Source organism: Thermococcus cleftensis (genome assembly GCF_000265525.1).
GTDB lineage: Archaea > Methanobacteriota_B > Thermococci > Thermococcales > Thermococcaceae > Thermococcus > Thermococcus cleftensis.
The window spans coordinates 495483-513663 of record NC_018015.1 but is presented as its reverse complement, the minus strand read 5'-3'; the positions used below and the strand labels follow the sequence as shown (position 1 = coordinate 513663).

Genomic DNA, 18181 nt, shown 5'->3' with positions numbered 1-18181 from the left:
CACCGCACTGAGTACTCCGCAATCCTTAAAAACTCAACCTCGAACCTCGACCGACTGGGCGGGCTCAGCCCGCGGGATGTTCCGCACTGCGGAGAACCACAAACGTGGAAGGAGGGTGCAAGATGGGAATGTACAAGTACATTAGGGAAGCCTGGAAGAGCCCCAAGAAGAGCTACGTCGGGGAGCTTCTCAAGGTCAGGATGATAAAGTGGCGCCGCGAGCCTGTCGTTGTCAGGATCGAGAGGCCGACCAGGCTCGACCGCGCCAGGAGCCTCGGCTACCAGGCCAAGCAGGGCTACGTCATGGTTCGCGTTCGCGTGAGGAAGGGCGGAAGGAAGAGGCCCAGGTGGAAGGGCGGAAGGAAGCCGAGCAAGATGGGTATGGTCAAGTACAGCCCGAAGAAGAGCCTCCAGTGGATAGCCGAGGAGAAGGCCGCCAGAAAGTTCCCGAACCTTGAGGTTCTCAACTCCTACTGGGTTGGCGAGGACGGAATGTACAGGTGGTTTGAAGTCATAATGGTGGACCCGCACCACCCGGTCATCAAGGCTGACCCCAAGATCAACTGGATCACCGGCAAGGCCCACAAGGGTCGCGTCTTCCGCGGTCTCACCAGCGCCGGCAGGAAGAGCCGCGGCCTGAGGAACAAGGGCAAGGGTGCCGAGAAGGTCAGGCCCAGCATAAGGGCCAACAAGGGCAAGGGCAAGTGATTTCCTCTAATCTTCTTCCGGTTTCTCAAGCTTTATCCTTTTGATTCCCAACTTGTCAAAGGCCTTGTCAGAGCTGATTATCGTCCCGCCGCACTTTGCCGCGTGGAGGGCATCGAAGGGATTTAGCCCGTGCTCCTTCATGTAGTAGGCCGCCCTGAGGTAGGCCTCATCTTCGATGTTCGTCATCGCCATGACTGCCGCCATGATCCTTACCGGGTCGAGGCTGAACTTCTTCGAGAGTATCAGGAGTTCCATTAATGTCGCCTCGGAGGTCGTTATCTGACCCCGGTACCTCTCGTAGATTTTCCTAGAGTTTTCCTTGAGCCAGTCGCTGGGTTTCAGAAGGGCAAGGAAAAGATCTGTATCTGCGTAGACCATCTCACCCACCCGCGAGCCTCTCCGCTTCCTTCAGGATTTCCCTCCTCAGCTCTTCGATCGGAACGTCGGGGAGGCCCTTCCCGAGCTCTTCGAGTTCCTTTACCGGATCATCGGGCTTTGGGACTATGAGTATGCCATCATCGACCCTGACCAGGTAAACCTCCCTCGGTAGGTTTTCCCTGAGCTCCTTGGGGAGGTACAGCCTTCCCCTTGAATCCACCCTTGCCAGCATTTTCCCACCATTAGCTGATTAGTGGGATTTTATTTAAGTTTTTCCCACCAACGCGCGCGGCGGTTACCTTTTAAAGCGCGGCATCGAATCAACCCCGGTGAGGGCGATGGGAAAGATTAGGGCACACCACGTCAGGATAACCACCTTCATTCAGGCAACCGAGGACGAGGACAAGGTTCTGGAGGCGATAGCGACCTTCATTCCCGATGAAATAGACGATGATGACGTTCTCTTCGACGTGGACGAGACCACGGGCTTCTTCGGGAACCCAATTAAAGTGGTGAACGTCGAGATAAAGCGGAGCAGGGCGGTTAGGAAGTTCATCGACCACTTCAGGGAACTGTTGAGCGAGGACGACAGGCGCTACCTCCTCGAAAATCTCGATGAGAAGGTAGATGAGGAGGGCACCCTCTACGTCCGCTTCAACAAGCAGAAGGCCTATCTCGGTGAGCCGGAGATAGACGAGGGCGGCGACACCATACAGGTCAGGATAAAGGTCAAGGCCTTCCCGATGAGGAAGGAGGCAGTTGTGAAAGCCGTGAGGGAGTGGCTGGAGGAATGAGGGGAGAAGTGGAAGAGGTCTCCTTCTCGCGCGAGCACTTCATCGAGATGGACGTGAGGAGCGAAGAGGCGTACGAGCTGGCCAAGGAGTGGTTCGATGAAGTGGTTTTCACGAAAAAGCTGGTTCTCGAAAGCTCTCCGAACTGGGGTGAGCTCAAAGAGGAGCTCAGGCTTCTCCGCGAGAGGTATGGGAGGGTTGCCCTTCTCATAGTCACGAAAAAGCCCAGCCTAATCCGCGAGGTGAAGAACCGCAACTTAAAGGCCCTCATCTACGTCCAGGGCGGGGATATGAGGGTGAACCGCTTTGCGCTGGAGAGCGGCGTCGATGCCCTGATAAGCCCCTGGCTCGGGAGGAAGGATCCCGGCTTCGACCACGTCCTGGCGAGGATAGCGGCAAAGAGAGGGGTCGCGGTGGGCTTTTCGCTCGCTCCGCTTCTCCGCGCGAACCCCTACGAGAGGGTTCAGCTCCTCCGCTTCATGGCGAAGACCTGGGAGCTGGTCAGGAAGTACCGAGTTCCGCGCTTTCTCACGAGCTCCGCTGAAAGTAAATGGGAGGTTCGCTCGCCGAGGGACTTGATGAGCCTTGGGATAAACATCGGAATGGAACTGCCGGAGGCGAGGGCGAGTCTACACTTCTACCCGATAGCGATGCTGGAGGGGTTTACGGTCCCCACTGCCACCAGCCGTACCTGAGGACGAGGAACGCTATCCCGACCCCGAGAACCATCAGCACCAGTAGAACCGCGAGCAGCTTTTTTCTGTTTTGGATCTCCATGGGATCACCTTTCAATAACTCGGCTTGAGGGTTATAAAAACTTTCTGACTCTCTGTTTCCTTACCATCTATTGCGAAGGCGTTGGGTGTATAATCTGTCCCGGAAGTGTTATTAGGCCGGAGCGTCCAGTTATTCTGATGCCTTATGTTGCGCCTCGAGATCTACTGCGACGAGGGTGAAGGATCCAAGGTGTCCGAGGTTCTGGCCAAGTGGGGAGTTCAGTTTTACACCGAGGAAGTCAAGGGCAACGACCGCCGGGTTCTGAAGTTCACGGCCCTCGTCCCGGATTTCGTGATAAACGATGTGGCCGACGACCTTATGAGGGCAATCGACCTCAGGAAGGCTCATTCATCGATAACCTGGGCGCCGGTGAGAGGGAAGTCGGTCAGGTACTCCAGCTCGGTCAGGGCCCTTGAGAAGTACCGCCGGCGCTGGACCCTGGCGGACATTGAGGGGCTCATCGAGGGCGCCAACAGCGGGGCCAACATAGACCCCATTCAGCTGACTCTCGGCGCGGTTGCATCGATAATAGCCCTCTTTGGGCTGATAAACGACAGCATAGTGATGATAATCTCGGCAATGCTCCTGTCACCAATCCTCGGCCCCCTCTATGGCTTCTCGCTGAACATCGTCATGGGCAAGGGACGGGACGCGCTCAACGCGGTCTATTCCATGCTCAAGCTCTTGGGCATCATCTTTCTCTCTGCCCTTCTGGCCGCCGCGGTGCTCAAGCTCCTCGGTGCGATACCTGCCGAGCCAACCCACGAGATACTCGTCCGCGGCGAGTCGGGGCTGGTTTATATACTCCTCGCGGTAATCCTTGGTTATGCAGGAATAGTCGCCATAGTTAGCAGGGTTCCCGAGATTCTCGCGGGGGTTTCGATAGCGGCCGCTCTCGTTCCTCCAACGACGGTGGTTGGGATATCCCTCGCTATGGGCTGGTGGGAGGTCTTTGAAGGCTCCCTCGTCCTCACACTGGAGAATGTCCTCGGTCTGCTTCTCGGCTCCCTCCTCGCGCTTTATCTCCTGAACGTCTCTCCCAGGAGCTACTACGAGAAGAGGGCGGCTAAGATATACGCCAGGAGAACCGGTGCGGTACTGGCGACAATGGTTATCCTTCTGGCCCTCCTTGAACTCCTCTCCGGCTAGGCCACTTCGGTCTGCTCGTAAACAGGCCTTCCCTTCCTGTACTTCATCAGCAGGCCGTAGAAGAACTCCTTGAGACTGGGGCTCATATCGTCGTCGAGGAGCAGGTCGGCCTTTCCCGTGTAATCCTTCTCCGCCCTGGTTACGAGGAAGGCTATGGCTGGCGTCAGTTGTTCGAGGAGGATTCTGACGAGTTCGGGATAGGCTTCCTCGTCAATCTCCTCGTCGGCCTCCATGGCGAGGTAAACGATGAAGCCCTTCATCTGGACCGCCAGCACAAACTCGCTCTCGCTAAGCTCGAAGAAGGAGAAGTTGTAGCTCTTCGAGTCTACCTGGGCTATGAGGAGGCCCTTTATCGAGAGGGTCACGGGCTCGTCGTCTATCTCAAAAACGAGGTCTTTGGCTAGTTCACTCCTCGCTATCGCGTACAGCTTCCCTATTGGCATAGAAGCCACTTTCCGCCGAGGGATAAAAGGCTTTCGTTGGAGGGGAAGGTCACATTTTTAATGATTGGTCCCAAACATGGTACGGTGGTGGCATGAAGATTACCCGCTTTGGCGTTTCAGTTCCCGATGAACTCCTCCGGAAGTTCGACCGCATAATAGAGGAGAAGGGTTACGTGAACAGGAGCGAGGCCATTAGGGATATGATGAGGGACTTCATAATCCGGCACGAATGGGAAACTGGTGATGCTGAGGTTGCGGGAACGATAACGATGCTCTACAACCACGATGAGGCCGACGTCGTCAAGGAACTGCTCGATTTACAGCACGACTACTTACATGAGATAATCTCCAGTATCCACGTCCACATGGACGAGCACAACTGCCTGGAGGTCATCATCGTGAAGGGGAAGGCGAGCAGGATAAAGGAGATAGCCGACAGGCTGCTGAGCCTCAAGGGTGTTAAGCACGGAAAGCTCGTGATGACGGGAACCGGAAAGGAGTTGGTTTAGGGGGCGTTTCAATGAGGCTGGTGAGCTTTCTGGCTTCTCTTGTCGTTCTCGTTTCTTTTCCCCTGGTCTGGCTCAGGCCGCCCTCCGGAGACGTGACCTTCCTCGGGATCCTCGGCAGAGTCCTTCTACCTCAGGAGGGATTTGAGGGTGCCTTCTGGTGGCTCAACCCATCGAGTACAGGTTCGATATTCACCTTTGTCGTCTTCTTTGCCGGCATCTTTATGATACTCCTTGGGGTACTCTTCGGGATACTTGGCGGCCGACTGGGACCTGGCCTCGGCATCTTTGGAATGCTGATCTTTACCCTCGTCGTCTGGCACTTCTACGGAAACGACCTGCCCAATATCATCGGAGAGGGCTACCTGCTGGCCCTGGGCGGCTTCTTGGCTGGCGTTATGTTCGGTGGCGGAAGGTACCTTTAGCCCACCACCTCCACCACGTCGCCGTTTCCTGGCGGAAGGACGGCCATGAGATCCTCTTCCTTCACCCTGTAGCCCCACTTTTCGAGAATACGCTTTATCCTCTTCACCAGCTCGCTCTTCTTCAGTGAGCCGGGACGGATTACGATGTACCTCTTCGTGTGGGCCTTAATCGCTTCTACCGGCGCGCAGACGACGAAATCCTCCCCCTCGTAGTTTATCACACCCACCGCGAGCTTAAGAGGGAGTCCGTGGAGCCAGTTCCTCTTGCCGTAGACCATGAAGGCCCCCTTGCCGAGGTACTCGCCGCTCGGCGTCTGCTTGGTGACCTGGTTGGGGTAGGCCCAGTAGGCGTCTTCGCTGTAAACCCCCCTGCTCCAGGCCTTGCTCATCGAAACCGCGAACTGGCAGGCCTCGAAGATTGTCCTTTCGCCAGCCTTCTGGCCGTCCTTGATGACGACGTGGGGTGCTCCGTAAACGTCGGCGTGGCAGTAGAGGTCGTTCTCACCCATGTGCCTCTTTATGAGAATCTCGTTGGTGCTTGCGTCTTTGCCTGCTAACACCAGAAAGCCCTCGCTCGAAATGAACCAGCGGAACTTCTCGAACCACTTCTTCTTTCTCCTCTCTATGCGCTTGACGTTGAGCTCCTTCTTCATCTCCTCCTCGATGAGCTTCTCCACCTCGTTCAGCTTCCTCTTCGTGTCCTCGTAGGCCTTCAAAGCTCCCTCGTGCTTGTGCCTGAACTTCTTGGCCTTCTCGTAGTAGAGCTCGGCGTTCTCGCCTATGCTCCTGTTGAGGTAGAGCTTCACCTTCTTCCCATCAAGTTCTATCGTTACCGCTTTTTCCTTAGGGTTGATGCCCTTGACCATCATTGCGACCCTGTTGCCGGCCTTCTTACCCTCCTCGATTCGCTTTCTGAACTCCTCCCAGCCGAGCTTCTCGGTGGCCTTCCTGAACTCGTCGAGAAGCCTCTCAATTAAAGCGTAGTTCGCGTAGATGAGGTCGCCTATCTCCTGGTTCTCCCGCATTGCCCCCTCAAAGCCCTTCAGCATCTCCTCCTGCTTCCTGAGCGTCATGAGAAGCTGTCTCTTCTTGTTTTCTAACTTTCTCGTCCTCTCGATTTTGGCCTTCTCGATGGTTATTCTCCCGAAGTACTCGTCGAGGGCCTCGCTGAAGGTGTTAAAATACTTCTTCTCAAGCCCCTCGTAGATTTTTAGCTCGATTGGAACGACGTCGTGCATGTTGCCCTCCTTGAAGACTATGTTGGGCCTCAGCTCGTCGTTGAAGGTTTTCACCATAGCCTCGTAGACCTTCCTCAGGTCTTCGTCGCTGAGTTCCTTGACAGGCGTCGTTTTGGCAAAGCCTGCCCTTATCGAGATTTCCTCCGCGTACATGCCGCCCATGTTGAGCTTCCTGGCTAAGGCGCGCACGAGTTCAAGCTCCTCCTCGCGCATCAGCTCCAAAAACCGCTCAAAGCTCACCTCGAGGGGGTTCTCTCTCGCGGGGGGATACCTGTACTCCGCCTTTGGCTTTATCGCCCTGTCCTTGTACTCCTCGTAGCGCAAAGCTGCGACGATCCGGTTCTCCGAATCCACGAGGATTACGTTCCCCCTCCGGAAGAGCTCGCCGATGAGGGTGTAGTCCCCAACGCGAATCTTTACAATCCTGTCAAAGCCGTGCTGTTCTATGGCGTCTATGAATCCGCCGCTGAGATGCTTCCTGAGGAGCATGGTGAAGCTCGACGGCTGCTTTGGAGCCTCTTTGATGTAGCTAGTGAGGTGGAACCTCTTGCCGGCCTGGAGGATTAAGTCCGCCCTCCCCTCCTTCGTGCGGAGCTTTATCCTGATCTCGTCTCCGTCGTGGTAGACCTTATCAACGCGAGAGCCGACCAGCCACTGAAGCTCCCTCACGACGTAGCGGATATCAACTGAACTCATCTCCTCCTTCATTCTCCCACCCCTCCGGGGTTGGCGCTCCACCCTTTAAACCTAACCGGTGTCCGCAAGTGTTCACGGGGCCAACTCTGTTCTGGATAAGGTTAAATACTCCAAGCTCGATAACACTCCCGGTGATACACGATGAGAGGCCATTTCACATTCGTCCTGCACACCCACATACCCTACGTGCGAAAGCATGGAAAGTGGCCCTTCGGTGAGGAGTGGCTCTACGAGGCGATGAGCGAGACATACCTTCCCCTGCTCATGGAGTTCGAACGCCTCCGCTCCTCCGGAGTCAGGTTCCAGCTCGTGATTAACGTGACGCCCGTCCTGGCAGAGCAGCTGGCCGATGAGTACATCAAGGCCGAGTTCGAGAGGTACCTCCTCAGGAAGATTGAAGCCACCGAGGAGGACCTGAAATCGGGCAGGTACGACGAGAGGGCCGTCAAGGCTTCCCTCGACCACTTCAGGAAGGTCTACGACTACTGGAATGCCATCAACGGGGACATAGTGGGCAAGCTCCGCGAGTTTCAGGATACCGGCTACATTGAGATAATAACATCAGCCGCGACGCACGGCTACCTCCCGCTCCTCGGCAGGGACGAGGCGATAAGGGCCCAGCTGGCCAACGGGGTGGCGACCTACGAGAAGCACTTCGGCAGGAGGCCGAGGGGGATATGGTTGCCTGAGTGCGCCTACCGGCCGGCCGGAGAGTGGGAGCTGCCCGGTGGAAGGAGGGTTAAGAGGGCCGGCATAGAGAAGTTCCTGGAGGAGTTCGGCATCGAGTATTTCTTCGTGGAGAGCAACCTCATAGACGAGGGTCCCGTAACGAGGGGCTACGGTGAGATTCCCCTCCACGAGGGTGATAAGAGCACCCTCAGGCCCTACTGGATTAAAGGCTCCCGCGTGGCAGTCTTCGCCCGCAACAGGGAAACCGGCCATCAGGTCTGGAGCGCCCACTACGGTTACCCAGGCGACTTCTGGTACAGGGAGTTCCACAGAAAGGCGCCGAAGAGCGGTGGCCAGTACTGGCGCGTGACGGGCAAGGACGTTGAGCTGGGCGATAAAGACTTCTACGACCCCGAGAGGGCGATGGAACGCGTAGAGGAGCACGCGAGGCACTTTGTAAGCCTGGTAGAGAGGCTCCTGGCCGAGTTCGAGGAGGAGACGGGCGAGAAGGGCATAGTGGTCTCGCCCTACGACACCGAGCTCTTCGGCCACTGGTGGTTCGAGGGGGTCAAGTGGCTCGGCAGGGTTCTTGAGCTGATGGCGGAGAGGGGAATAGTCACCACGACGCTCTCCGCCTACCTCGACAACTACACCGGCGAGAGGTACGGGATTGAACTGCCCGAGGGCTCGTGGGGAGCTAACTCCGACCACTCCACCTGGTGGAACGCTGAGACGGAGTGGGCGTGGGAGCACGTCTACCGGGCCGAGGACAGAATGGTAGCGCTGGCGAGCAGGTACTACGGAAGGGACAGAACCACCGATAGAATCCTTGAACAGCTGGCGAGGGAGCTCTTGATCCTCGAAGCCAGCGACTGGGAGTTCCTCATAACCACTGGACAGGCGAGGGGATACGCCGAGCGCAGAATACTGCTCCACAGCAGGGACTTCCACAGGCTGGCCAACGAGCTGGTGAGGTACGTGAGGACTGGGGATATCGACGTTAAGCTCCTTGAGGAGCTGGAGGAGAGGGACAACGCCTTCAGGCCGGTGGTGATGGCTCACTACGTGAGCGATAATCCCCCAGAGCTTGAGGAGTTCGTGGAGCCCCCAGAGGTTCCTCCGGAGAGAACTGAAGAGCCGGTCGAACGGTCGAGGGAAGTTGCTAAGAGGGCCTACGCCACGGAGGTGGTGAAGGAGGTGGCAGTCAGGCCCTCAAAAAAGGCCGTAAAGCGGGTGAAGTCCGGCGGGATTGAGAAGCGCAGGTTGGTGAGAAAGAAAGGCCCCGACAAAACCGGGAGCGACCTTCTCAGGATAAAGGGCATCGGGCCGAAGACGCTGGCAAAGCTTCAGCGCGCTGGGATACACACGATCGAGGATCTGAAGGGGGCCGACGTGGAGGAACTGGCCAGGAAAACCCGCATCTCACCGAAGAGGTTGAGGAAGTTCCTGGCCCAGATTTCCTGAATTTTACACCTTTTATTCCGTTTCGAAAGTCTTTTCTGGAGTTTTGACAAATTATCTGCGTGGTTGCCATGAAAAAGGTTGAGGCCATTATCCGGGGAAACGATTTCGACCGCGTGAAGAACGCCCTCAAGCAGGTGGGCATCGTGCCCCTGACAGCCTACCCCGTGCAGGGGAGGGGAGTCCAGGGAGGCGTTCCACCCTACGACCTCCTGCCCAAGATGAAGATAGAGCTGGTGGTGAAGGACAGGGACCTTGAGAAGGTGATTGACGTCATCGTCAGGAACGCGAGGAGCGGGACGCCGGGGGACGGGAAGATATTCGTTCTCCCAGTCGAGGAGGCCATAAGGATAAGAACGGAGGAGAGGGGAAACGAGGCCCTCTATTAGAGGAAAGCATGCCTGTGCTTGTAGAGTGTATAGCTGGCGTAGCCGAGGAGGATCAGGCTTGCGGCCCCCAAAACACCAATCGTTATGACAACGCCTTGGGCGAAGGAGATGCTCCTCCCAAAGGCCTCCGCTATCCTGGCCAGCTCGTCCGGATTGTTGAAGGCGTAAGCAGCGTACCTGATTGAGAAGGCACCCATAACCATCGGTATTGGCATCACGGCGAAGGAGAGCATCAGTCCGAGGCTTCCCCTCTTCCTCAGGCTGAGCATCGCGAGCAACGTCGGGATTATCAGTATGAGCGCAGTGACCGCGTAGACCGGCCCGAATATACCGGATATCAGGTAGAATGGCACCATTCCGGCCAGGAAGGCAAAGTATGCCCTGCGGAGAACCTTAACCTCGCCGGCGAAATCGTACGGGGCCACCTTGGAGTACTTGTTCATGAGGGCAACTTCCTTCATGTACTCCTTTTCTCCCATCTTATCGATGTACTTGTCGGTGGTGTTGTTCTTCAGCCTGACGGCTCTCTTGAGGAAGAAGTTGGCTAGCTCCTCGTTATCCACCGCCAGGTTATTGGAGAGCTGGAAGAAGTTCTCCCTCGCCTCGTGAATGAGCCTAAGGGCCTTTTGCTTGTTTTTGTCCGAGAGGTTTTTGAGTGAGTTTATCCTCTTCTCAACATCTTCTAACGTCTGCGCGACGTCTCGCAGAATCTCTGCGCTTTTCATCTGCACACCTCCCAAAGTTAAAAGAAAAGAAGGCTTTAAGCCTTTTGCTCCTTCTCGGCCTGCAGGAGCTTCGAAATGCTCCAGTACATCAATATAAAAATGGAGCCCCAGGCAAAGGCCATGAATGCAAGCGCACCTGCGTCCATCTCCACCACCTCAGACCTTTATGATGACCTCGTTCTTTGCCAGCTCCTCGCCGTACTTCTTCTTGATGGCCATGTACGCCTCCAGTGCACCGAGCACGAGGATTATCAGTATCACTATCCTGGCCCTGGTGATGAGGCTGACTATCTCCGGGGTGTAGTCGTAGCCGAGCACGTTCGTGACGTAGTACTCCGAGACAGTGAACGCTCCGTTCTTGAGGTAGTCCCAGGTGTTTCCTCCGAGGAGGAACAGCATGAAGAGTGGCGCTATGTAGACGAGTATCGGCTTGTACCAGCCGGGCACCTTCATATAGGCTCCCTTGTGCAGCTCCTCCCAGAAGTTGTCGGGCTTGAAGAGCCACACTGCAACTATGACGTCGAAGAGGCCAAGCAGGACGAGGAAGTAGCTGCCGACCCACATGTCGAGCTCGCTGAGGTAGGCGAGGGTGCTGTCGAGGGCGACCGGCAGTCCAAGCAGGAACAGGAACCCGAAGACCGCCCAGGTGCCTATCTTCCTGTCGAGGTGTATGTCTTCCTCGAGCATGGCGACGAGGTAGTTGTAGGTCGCTATCGCCGAGGTGAAGCCCGCGAACCAGAGGAGCAGGAACCACATCGCACCGAATATCTGGCCTCCCGGCATGTTCATGAAGACGTTCGGCAGGGCCATGTATGCCAGACCGACACCGGCCTTGGTGGCGGCCTCTGGACCCATGTACGCGAAGGCTATCGGTATGGCGAGTGAACCACCGAGTATGACCTCCGCGAACTCGTTGAGCGAGACCGTGGCGAGACCGCTGAGGGCGACGTCATCTTCCGGACCGAGGTAGCTGGCGTAGTTGTGGATGATACCCATACCGAGGGACAGCGTGAAGAATATCTGTCCCGCAGCTGCCAAGCTTATCTTGAAGAAGTTCTCGCTGAGGGTCTGGAAGTCCGGCTTCCATATGTACTCGAGACCCTTCACAGCGCTCCACTCGGGCTTGACCGGTGAGCCAAGGGTCAGCGCCCTGATGACGAGGAGTATCGCGAAGACGTAGAGCACCGGCATCATGACCTTGACCCAGCGCTCGATGCCCTTGCTGACGCCCTGTCCGACTGCTATTCCGAGGAACAGCATCGTCAGTCCCCAGAAGAGCAGCACCGACTTGGTGTCGGCGACGTAGTTGAGGAAGAACTGGACGGTGTCTTTTCCAAAGTACGCTCCCGTGAGGCTGTAGTAAGTGTAAGCTGCTGACCAGCCTATGATCTGGTAGTAATAGGAGCTGAGCAGTGCCGCCACGGAGAAGGCAAGCATTCCACCGATGACTCCGAATATCAACGCGGTCTTTGGCTTGACGCTTTCCCTGGCCATGAGGTAGAACATTGGCCCGATGGTACCGTGGCCATACTTGCCACCGTAGCGACCGGTGGTCCATTCGACCCACATCACCGGAATACCCAGCAGTACGAGAGCCAAGAAGTACGGTATCATGAAGGCCCCGCCGCCGTTACTGGCGAGCTGGTACGGGAACCTCCAGAAGTTACCGAGACCGATGGCATTTCCGGCCATGGCAAGAATCAAACCGATCTTAGTAGCCCATTGATCCCTCTGCTGTTCCACAACATTCACCCCCGTTCTTAAATGTATGGGTTACAAAACCCCATGTATGGGTGTGGGGCATTATGTATAAGGCAAGGCATTCTATAAAAAACTTTCTCCTGCCTTTTTTCGACGAAAGACGATTTACTCGACCGCAAAACTTTTCACATTGGCGTTTCGTCGTTTCTTTAATACGCCCGGGTAACGTAACCCATTTATTGGCATAATGACGACTGTTGCTTGGATAACGACTCATTATGACAATGAAGCACCGCTGGGTTTCCGCAAAGTTTAATTTGCGTTGGTTCAACGTCCGTTGGCGCCCGATGATTGCAACGAGAGTGAGCTGATGGGGTGATGACCGACTTCTCGCTGAGGGCGCCGCCAGCCTGTTCTATGAAAGTTCATTGGTGCAATTTTATGTTCTTCAATGCATAGAAAATCTTAGATGTACATCGCTTTTTTCGTCTTAAGATTTCGGGAGAATTTTTCTTTTCGCCGAAAATTTCCGTATCTAACTTTTTGTTTGAAATTAACCGTTCTCCTGCCTCCTTTATCGAAAGGTTTATATATGCAAATGCCTAAGAGTACCTCGCAAATTACCGAAACCCGAGGTGGTAGAGATGGTCGAGATTGACCCCTTTGAGATGGCCGTTCAGCAGCTCGAGAGGGCTGCCCAGTTCATGGAGATAAGCGAGGAGGCCCTTGAGTGGCTCAAGAAGCCCATGAGGATTGTTGAGGTCAGCGTCCCGCTCGAGATGGACGACGGTTCTGTTAAGGTTTTCACCGGTTTCCGCGTTCAGCACAACTGGGCCCGCGGTCCGACCAAGGGTGGTATAAGGTGGCACCCGGCCGAGACCCTCAGCACCGTTAAGGCCCTCGCCACCTGGATGACCTGGAAGGTCGCCGTTGTTGACCTCCCCTACGGTGGAGGTAAGGGTGGTATCATCGTCAACCCGAAGGAGCTCAGCGAGAGGGAGAAGGAGAGGCTCGCTAGGAACTACATAAGGGCCATCTACGACGTCATCAGCCCGTACACCGACATTCCGGCCCCGGACGTTTACACCAACCCGCAGATCATGGCCTGGATGATGGACGAGTACGAGGCCATCAGCAGGAGGAAGGTCCCGAGCTTCGGCATCATCACCGGTAAGCCGCCCGGAGTCGGTGGTATCGTCGCCAGAATGGACGCCACCGCCAGGGGTGCCAGCTACACCGTTCGCGAGGCCGCGAAGGCCCTCGACATGGACCTCAAGGGCAAGACCATCGCCATCCAGGGTTACGGTAACGCCGGCTACTACATGGCCAAGATCATGAGCGAGGAGTACGGCATGAAGGTCGTCGCCGTCAGCGACAGCAAGGGCGGCATCTACAACCCCGATGGATTGAACGCCGACGAGGTCCTCGAGTGGAAGAAGAAGAACGGCAGCGTTAAGGACTTCCCAGGAGCCACCAACATCACCAACGAGGAGCTCCTCGAGCTTGAAGTTGACGTCCTCGCCCCGAGCGCCATCGAGGGCGTCATCACCAAGGAGAACGCCGACAACATCAAGGCCAAGATCGTCGCCGAGCTCGCCAACGGTCCGACCACCCCGGAGGCCGACGAGATACTCTACGAGAAGGGCGTCCTTATCATACCGGACTTCCTCTGTAACGCCGGTGGTGTCACCGTCAGCTACTTCGAGTGGGTCCAGAACATAACCGGCGACTACTGGGACCTCGAGACCACCAGGGCCAAGCTCGACAAGAAGATGACCAAGGCCTTCTGGGACGTCTACAACACCCACAAGGAGAAGGGCATCAACATGCGTGACGCCGCCTACGTCGTCGCCGTCCAGAGGGTCTACGACGCCATGAAGTGGCGCGGCTGGGTGAAGAAGTGATCTCTTCCCCTCTTTTTCTGTTGTTGACTCAAGTTTCCCCCCATTTCTCCTGGTAGAGTCTTTCTATGGCTTTCATCGCCGCCGCGACCATTATGCCCGTCAGCATCATGCCGAGAATGGGGAGTATTATCACAGCCAGAAACTTGGAAATGGGAGTTTTGGGTGTTATGTCCCCGTAGCCCACCGTGAAGGCCGAAACGAACGCAAGATAAACACCTTGCCAGATTGTCATTCTATCGACAAGTGATATGACAACCCCAATCAGGGCTATCAGGCCGAAGAGTCCGGCGAGTATGCTCCTAACGTAGTACAGGACCCTGAGGAATTCCTTGAAAAAAGTACTGAAGCCAACGAGCTCCCCGCTCATTAATCACACCTTTGCCCAGTACTCCTTTTCATCGACCATCGCCCTTACCATCTCGTCCTCGTCCCTGAACATCGTCCTACGCGAGGGGTTCTGCATGCCGTAGAACTCCATGAATGGGCTAGGCCTCCTCTCGAAGGGGTAGTAGAGGTATATCGCCGCCAGCGTCCTGTAAGCCTCCGCCATCTCGCTGATAACCCCAGCCGAAACGCCCTCTGCGTAGTGATAGACAGCTATAGCTTTGCTCACATCGACGAGGTTGAAGTCCCTCTCGACGAGCTGTCTCCTTAGTATCTCCGTCGCCTGCTCTATGTCCCCCCTGTCCAGCTCGTCTACTTCGTTGCCGTCGATGAGGTGCTTTATCCTGATTTTCTTCACGCGCGGGTTCCTAGCTACCTGGTTGTCGTATTCCGCAACGACCCACCAGTCGTCAAGTGCCCCGGGGTCGAGAACCGTGAAGTGCTCGCTGAGCTTGGTGTAGAATCCCCTGACGCGGTGGTAGTACTCCTCCTCGTGGCCGGTCATCGGGTAGCTGAGGTAGACGAGGGGCTTCTCCTTCTCCCTGAATATCAGGTCAAGGAAGACGCCGTGCGGGTGCCTTATGCCGAACTGCAGGACGTAGCGGACGTTTATTCCCTCTTTCTTGAGCTCGTGTATCAGGGTCTTCACGTGGTTTATGGCATCTTCGCGCCACATGACCAGGGTGGTGAGCTTGATGTTCTCGGGGTTCTCTCCAAAGCGCTCGAACCACTCCGGGTCGTTGATTATCCTCCTCCTGACCGATAGCACGTCGTCGAGGACTATTATCACCCTGTCCGGCTTCAGGAGCTTCAGATTGCTGGTGGTGAACCCTATGACACTACCGCTTCCCCACCTGAAGAGGCTGGGCGTTGATACGAGGTGGTACCTCTTATCGCTCCCGTCTATCTCGCTCCTTATCCTCTCGAAGGCCTCGTCGCGTATCTCGTTCATCAGGTCCTGGTGATTTATGGCGAAATCGAGGACGTTCTTTCTCGTTATCTTGACGCCCTTCTCCTTGCCAACTTCCTTTATGTAGTCGAAGACGTGGTAGTAGGCGTAGCTCTCGCCATCGGCCTTCTCGAGAGCCTCGGTTATGTACTCGTCACGCCCGTTGAGCGGCGGCCCCGTGAGCAGGATAACTTCCTTCATTCTATCACCCTCCGTATCCAAGCGTACACTTCGGACGAAACCTTTAAATACTATTCCCCTAAACTGGCGTTGTAGAGGTTCTTCTATTCTAAAAACATACCAGCAGGGGTGTTGTAATTGACCGAAAAGCTAAAGGGAACGACTACGGTCGGCATTGTATGTAAGGACGGCGTCGTCCTAGCGGCTGACAGGAGAGCATCGCTCGGCAACATGGTGCTGTCTGAGAACGTCACCAAGGTCTTCTGGATAGATGACCACCTGGCCCTTGCCGGTGCCGGAAGCGTTGGGGATATTCTAAGCCTCGTCCGGCTTCTCCGCGCTGAGGCAAAGCTCTACCGCGCAAGGGTGGGCAAGGAGATGAGCGTTAAGGCTCTCGCGACCCTGACTTCTAACGTGCTTCATGGGAACCGCTTCATGCCCTACTTCGGGTGGTTTCTCATAGCGGGTCATGACGAGAAGCCCGGTCTTTATTCGATAGACATGGCGGGCGGCGTCACGGAAGACAAGTTCACAGCCGCCGGTTCCGGAATGGAATTCGCCTTCTCAATACTTGAAGAGAACTATCGGGAGGATATGCCCCTGGAGGGGGGCGTTAAGCTCGCTCTCAGGGCCATAAAGGCCGCCACCAGGAGGGACGTCTTCACGGGAGGTGGCGTCACCCTGGTTACCGTTACCCGCGAGGGGTACAGGGAGTGGAGCGATGAGGAAATAAAGGCCCTTCTGGAATGAGGTGGTACCAGTGATAAGGAGAGAGACGTTCGTTGATGACATACTGCGCGATATAAAAGCAGTTATAAGTCAGATGGTTCCCAGGGAGGCCAGGATAACCGAGGTGGAGTTCGAGGGACCTGAGCTGGTCATATACGTCAAGAACCCCGAGGCGATAATGAGGGACGGGGAGCTGATAAGGAACCTCGCCAAGGTTCTCAAGAAGCGCATAAGCGTCCGGCCCGACCCGGAGGTTCTTCTCCCGCCTGAAAGGGCTGAGGAGATGATAAAGGAGATCGTCCCGAAGGAGGCGGAGATAACCAACATCAGCTTCGACCCCTCCGTGGGAGAGGTCCTCATCGAGGCCAAGAAACCTGGCCTCGTCATCGGCAAGAACGGCGAGACGCTCCGTCTCATCACCCAGAAGGTCCACTGGGCGCCGAGGGTCGTCAGAACTCCACCGCTCCAGAGCCAGACGATATACTCGATAAGGCAGATACTCCAGGCCGAGGCCAAGGACAGGAGAAAGTTCCTCCGCCAGGCGGGCAGGAACATCTACCGCAAGCCGGAGGTCAAGAGCGAGTGGATCAGGATCACCGGTTTGGGAGGATTCCGCGAGGTCGGCAGGAGCGCCCTCCTAGTTCAGACCAACGAGAGCTACGTTCTGGTCGATTTTGGAGTGAACATAGCCGCGATGAAGGATCCGAAGAAGGCCTTCCCGCACTTCGACGCCCCGGAGTTTCGCTACGTCCTTGACGCCGGCCTTCTCGACGCCATAATCATAACCCACGCCCACCTCGACCACAGCGGAATGCTTCCCTACCTCTTCCGCTACAAGCTCTTCGACGGGCCTATCTACACAACTCCCCCGACGAGGGACCTGATGGTGCTCCTCCAGCAGGACTTCATCGAGATCCAGAAGATGAACGGCGTCGAGCCGCTCTACCGGCCGAGGGACATCAAGGAGGTCATAAAGCACACCATAACCCTCGACTACGGCGAGGTTAGGGATATAGCCCCTGACATGAGGCTCACCCTCCACAACGCCGGCCACATACTCGGCTCATCTATAGTGCACCTCCACATAGGCAACGGGCTTCACAACATAGCCATAACCGGCGACTTCAAGTTTATCCCCACGAGGCTCTTCGAGCCGGCCGTGAGCAGGTTCCCGCGCCTTGAGACCCTCGTCATGGAGTCCACCTACGGCGGGAGCAACGACTACCAGATGCCGCGTGAAGAGGCCGAGAAGAGGCTCATAGAGGTTATTCACCAGACGATAAGGCGCGGCGGCAAGGTTCTCATTCCTGCCATGGCCGTCGGTAGGGCCCAGGAGATAATGATGGTCCTCGAAGAATATGCGCGCGTCGGTGGAATAGAGGTTCCGATTTACCTCGACGGAATGATTTGGGAGGCCACCGCTATTCACACCGCCTATCCCGAGTACCTCAGCAGGCACCTCCGCGAGCAGATATTCCACGAGGGCTACAACCCGTTCCTCAACCCGATATTCAAGAGCGTCGCCAACAGCAGGGAGCGGCAGGACATCATAGACTCGGGCGAGCCGGCCATAATAATAGCCACCTCGGGCATGCTCGTCGGCGGACCGAGCGTCGAGTACTTCAAGCAGCTCGCCCCGGACCCGAAAAACAGCATAGTCTTCGTCAGCTACCAGGCGGAGGGAACCCTTGGAAGACAGGTGCAGCGCGGTCTCCGCGAGATACCCCTCGTCGGAGAGGACGGAAAGACCGAGGTCGTGCCGGTGAACATGGAGGTTCACACGATAGACGGCTTCTCCGGCCACGCCGACAGGAGGGAGCTGATAAGCTACATCGCAAGGCTGAGGCCGAGGCCCGAGAGGGTTATAACCGTCCACGGCGAGGCCCACAAGTGTCTCGACCTCAGCACCAGCATACACAAGAAGTTCGGCATCTCGACGCGCGCCCCCAACAACCTCGACGCCATAAGGCTGAAGTGAGC

Annotated in this window: 19 protein-coding genes; 11 read left to right on the top strand and 8 right to left on the bottom strand. The window is 56.3% G+C overall.

All coding sequences use genetic code 11. The features are described 5' to 3' along the window. The first annotated feature begins 122 nt into the window (after positions 1-122). Positions 123-707, top strand: coding sequence for a 50S ribosomal protein L15e (locus CL1_RS02870; protein WP_014788403.1), 585 nt, complete (start codon positions 123-125; stop codon positions 705-707). 6 nt (positions 708-713) lie between these two features. Here CL1_RS02870 and CL1_RS02865 read toward each other — a convergent pair whose 3' ends face one another. Both CL1_RS02865 and CL1_RS02860 read right to left on the bottom strand, forming a co-directional pair. Continuing rightward, positions 714-1085 (bottom strand): type II toxin-antitoxin system VapC family toxin, encoded by a 372-nt coding sequence (locus CL1_RS02865; RefSeq protein ID WP_014788402.1) that lies wholly within the window; start codon positions 1083-1085, stop codon positions 714-716. 1 nt (position 1086) lies between these two features. Next, positions 1087-1317, bottom strand: a complete 231-nt coding sequence (locus CL1_RS02860) for an AbrB/MazE/SpoVT family DNA-binding domain-containing protein (RefSeq protein WP_014788401.1) — start codon at positions 1315-1317, stop codon at positions 1087-1089. 106 nt (positions 1318-1423) lie between these two features. Between CL1_RS02860 and CL1_RS02855 the strand changes: the two genes are divergently transcribed. The 3 genes from CL1_RS02855 to CL1_RS02845 all read left to right on the top strand — a co-directional run bounded on the left by CL1_RS02855 (position 1424) and on the right by CL1_RS02845 (position 3802). After that, the gene (locus CL1_RS02855) at positions 1424-1879 is read left to right on the top strand and encodes an RNA-binding protein (protein WP_014788400.1); all 456 of its coding nucleotides are present in this window, start codon (positions 1424-1426) and stop codon (positions 1877-1879) included. Further along, positions 1876-2571 (top strand): Ribonuclease P protein component 3, encoded by a 696-nt coding sequence (locus CL1_RS02850; RefSeq protein ID WP_048151842.1) that lies wholly within the window; start codon positions 1876-1878, stop codon positions 2569-2571. Before CL1_RS02855 ends, CL1_RS02850 begins: the two co-directional genes overlap by 4 nt. Before the next feature lie 226 nt (positions 2572-2797). Continuing rightward, on the top strand, positions 2798-3802 hold the full coding sequence (locus CL1_RS02845) for a TIGR00341 family protein (protein ID WP_014788398.1): 1005 nt from the start codon (positions 2798-2800) through the stop codon (positions 3800-3802). Here the strand turns inward: CL1_RS02845 and CL1_RS02840 are convergent. Beyond that, the gene (locus CL1_RS02840; RefSeq protein ID WP_014788397.1) at positions 3799-4245 is read right to left on the bottom strand and encodes a hypothetical protein; all 447 of its coding nucleotides are present in this window, start codon (positions 4243-4245) and stop codon (positions 3799-3801) included. The genes CL1_RS02845 and CL1_RS02840 overlap by 4 nt on opposite strands. Before the next feature lie 92 nt (positions 4246-4337). On the opposite strand from CL1_RS02840, the gene nikR reads away from it, so the two are divergent. Beyond that, a complete protein-coding gene (nikR, locus tag CL1_RS02835) occupies positions 4338-4754 on the top strand; it encodes a nickel-responsive transcriptional regulator NikR (protein ID WP_014788396.1) in 417 nt (138 codons plus the stop codon). A gap of 11 nt (positions 4755-4765) precedes the next feature. Continuing rightward, complete coding sequence (locus CL1_RS02830; protein WP_014788395.1) at positions 4766-5176, top strand: hypothetical protein; 411 nt, start codon at positions 4766-4768, stop codon at positions 5174-5176. On the opposite strand, the gene rqcH is transcribed toward CL1_RS02830, so the two are convergent. After that, the gene (gene rqcH, locus CL1_RS02825; protein ID WP_014788394.1) at positions 5173-7122 is read right to left on the bottom strand and encodes a ribosome rescue protein RqcH; all 1950 of its coding nucleotides are present in this window, start codon (positions 7120-7122) and stop codon (positions 5173-5175) included. The two genes, CL1_RS02830 and rqcH, sit on opposite strands and share 4 nt — an antisense overlap. Before the next feature lie 129 nt (positions 7123-7251). On the opposite strand from rqcH, the gene CL1_RS02820 reads away from it, so the two are divergent. Beyond that, complete coding sequence (locus tag CL1_RS02820; protein ID WP_014788393.1) at positions 7252-9243, top strand: 1,4-alpha-glucan branching protein; 1992 nt, start codon at positions 7252-7254, stop codon at positions 9241-9243. A 68-nt stretch (positions 9244-9311) separates the two neighbouring features. Next, complete coding sequence (locus CL1_RS02815; protein ID WP_014788392.1) at positions 9312-9629, top strand: P-II family nitrogen regulator; 318 nt, start codon at positions 9312-9314, stop codon at positions 9627-9629. On the opposite strand, the gene CL1_RS02810 is transcribed toward CL1_RS02815, so the two are convergent. Continuing rightward, a complete protein-coding gene (locus tag CL1_RS02810) occupies positions 9626-10354 on the bottom strand; it encodes a hypothetical protein (RefSeq protein WP_014788391.1) in 729 nt (242 codons plus the stop codon). The genes CL1_RS02815 and CL1_RS02810 overlap by 4 nt on opposite strands. A 156-nt stretch (positions 10355-10510) precedes the next feature. Next, complete coding sequence (locus CL1_RS02805; protein ID WP_083830182.1) at positions 10511-12097, bottom strand: sodium-dependent transporter; 1587 nt, start codon at positions 12095-12097, stop codon at positions 10511-10513. Positions 12098-12699: 602 nt separating this feature from the next. On the opposite strand from CL1_RS02805, the gene gdhA reads away from it, so the two are divergent. Then, positions 12700-13959, top strand: coding sequence for a glutamate dehydrogenase (gdhA, locus tag CL1_RS02800; RefSeq protein ID WP_014788389.1), 1260 nt, complete (start codon positions 12700-12702; stop codon positions 13957-13959). Positions 13960-13987: 28 nt separating this feature from the next. Here the strand turns inward: gdhA and CL1_RS02795 are convergent, their stop codons facing one another. Both CL1_RS02795 and CL1_RS02790 read right to left on the bottom strand, forming a co-directional pair. Beyond that, positions 13988-14326 (bottom strand): potassium channel family protein, encoded by a 339-nt coding sequence (locus CL1_RS02795; protein WP_014788388.1) that lies wholly within the window; start codon positions 14324-14326, stop codon positions 13988-13990. Between the two features lie 3 nt (positions 14327-14329). Beyond that, the gene (locus CL1_RS02790) at positions 14330-15493 is read right to left on the bottom strand and encodes a hypothetical protein (protein ID WP_014788387.1); all 1164 of its coding nucleotides are present in this window, start codon (positions 15491-15493) and stop codon (positions 14330-14332) included. Between the two features lie 117 nt (positions 15494-15610). On the opposite strand from CL1_RS02790, the gene psmB reads away from it, so the two are divergent. After that, positions 15611-16222: an archaeal proteasome endopeptidase complex subunit beta gene (gene psmB, locus CL1_RS02785; protein ID WP_014788386.1), complete on the top strand. Its 612-nt coding sequence runs from the start codon at positions 15611-15613 to the stop codon at positions 16220-16222. 10 nt (positions 16223-16232) lie between these two features. Then, on the top strand, positions 16233-18179 hold the full coding sequence (locus CL1_RS02780) for a beta-CASP ribonuclease aCPSF1 (RefSeq protein WP_014788385.1): 1947 nt from the start codon (positions 16233-16235) through the stop codon (positions 18177-18179). Positions 18180-18181 lie beyond the last annotated feature (2 nt).

Bases quoted from the DNA above. Each gene is read 5' to 3' on its own strand.
- CL1_RS02870 (WP_014788403.1), top strand. From the start codon at position 123: ATGGGAATGTACAAGTACATTAGGGAAGCCTGGAAGAGCCCCAAGAAG.
- CL1_RS02865 (WP_014788402.1), bottom strand. From the start codon at position 1,085: ATGGTCTACGCAGATACAGATCTTTTCCTTGCCCTTCTGAAACCCAGC.
- CL1_RS02860 (WP_014788401.1), bottom strand. From the start codon at position 1,317: ATGCTGGCAAGGGTGGATTCAAGGGGAAGGCTGTACCTCCCCAAGGAG.
- CL1_RS02855 (WP_014788400.1), top strand. From the start codon at position 1,424: ATGGGAAAGATTAGGGCACACCACGTCAGGATAACCACCTTCATTCAG.
- CL1_RS02850 (WP_048151842.1), top strand. From the start codon at position 1,876: ATGAGGGGAGAAGTGGAAGAGGTCTCCTTCTCGCGCGAGCACTTCATC.
- CL1_RS02845 (WP_014788398.1), top strand. From the start codon at position 2,798: ATGTTGCGCCTCGAGATCTACTGCGACGAGGGTGAAGGATCCAAGGTG.
- CL1_RS02840 (WP_014788397.1), bottom strand. From the start codon at position 4,245: ATGCCAATAGGGAAGCTGTACGCGATAGCGAGGAGTGAACTAGCCAAA.
- nikR (WP_014788396.1), top strand. From the start codon at position 4,338: ATGAAGATTACCCGCTTTGGCGTTTCAGTTCCCGATGAACTCCTCCGG.
- CL1_RS02830 (WP_014788395.1), top strand. From the start codon at position 4,766: ATGAGGCTGGTGAGCTTTCTGGCTTCTCTTGTCGTTCTCGTTTCTTTT.
- rqcH (WP_014788394.1), bottom strand. From the start codon at position 7,122: ATGAAGGAGGAGATGAGTTCAGTTGATATCCGCTACGTCGTGAGGGAG.
- CL1_RS02820 (WP_014788393.1), top strand. From the start codon at position 7,252: ATGAGAGGCCATTTCACATTCGTCCTGCACACCCACATACCCTACGTG.
- CL1_RS02815 (WP_014788392.1), top strand. From the start codon at position 9,312: ATGAAAAAGGTTGAGGCCATTATCCGGGGAAACGATTTCGACCGCGTG.
- CL1_RS02810 (WP_014788391.1), bottom strand. From the start codon at position 10,354: ATGAAAAGCGCAGAGATTCTGCGAGACGTCGCGCAGACGTTAGAAGAT.
- gdhA (WP_014788389.1), top strand. From the start codon at position 12,700: ATGGTCGAGATTGACCCCTTTGAGATGGCCGTTCAGCAGCTCGAGAGG.
- CL1_RS02795 (WP_014788388.1), bottom strand. From the start codon at position 14,326: ATGAGCGGGGAGCTCGTTGGCTTCAGTACTTTTTTCAAGGAATTCCTC.
- CL1_RS02790 (WP_014788387.1), bottom strand. From the start codon at position 15,493: ATGAAGGAAGTTATCCTGCTCACGGGGCCGCCGCTCAACGGGCGTGAC.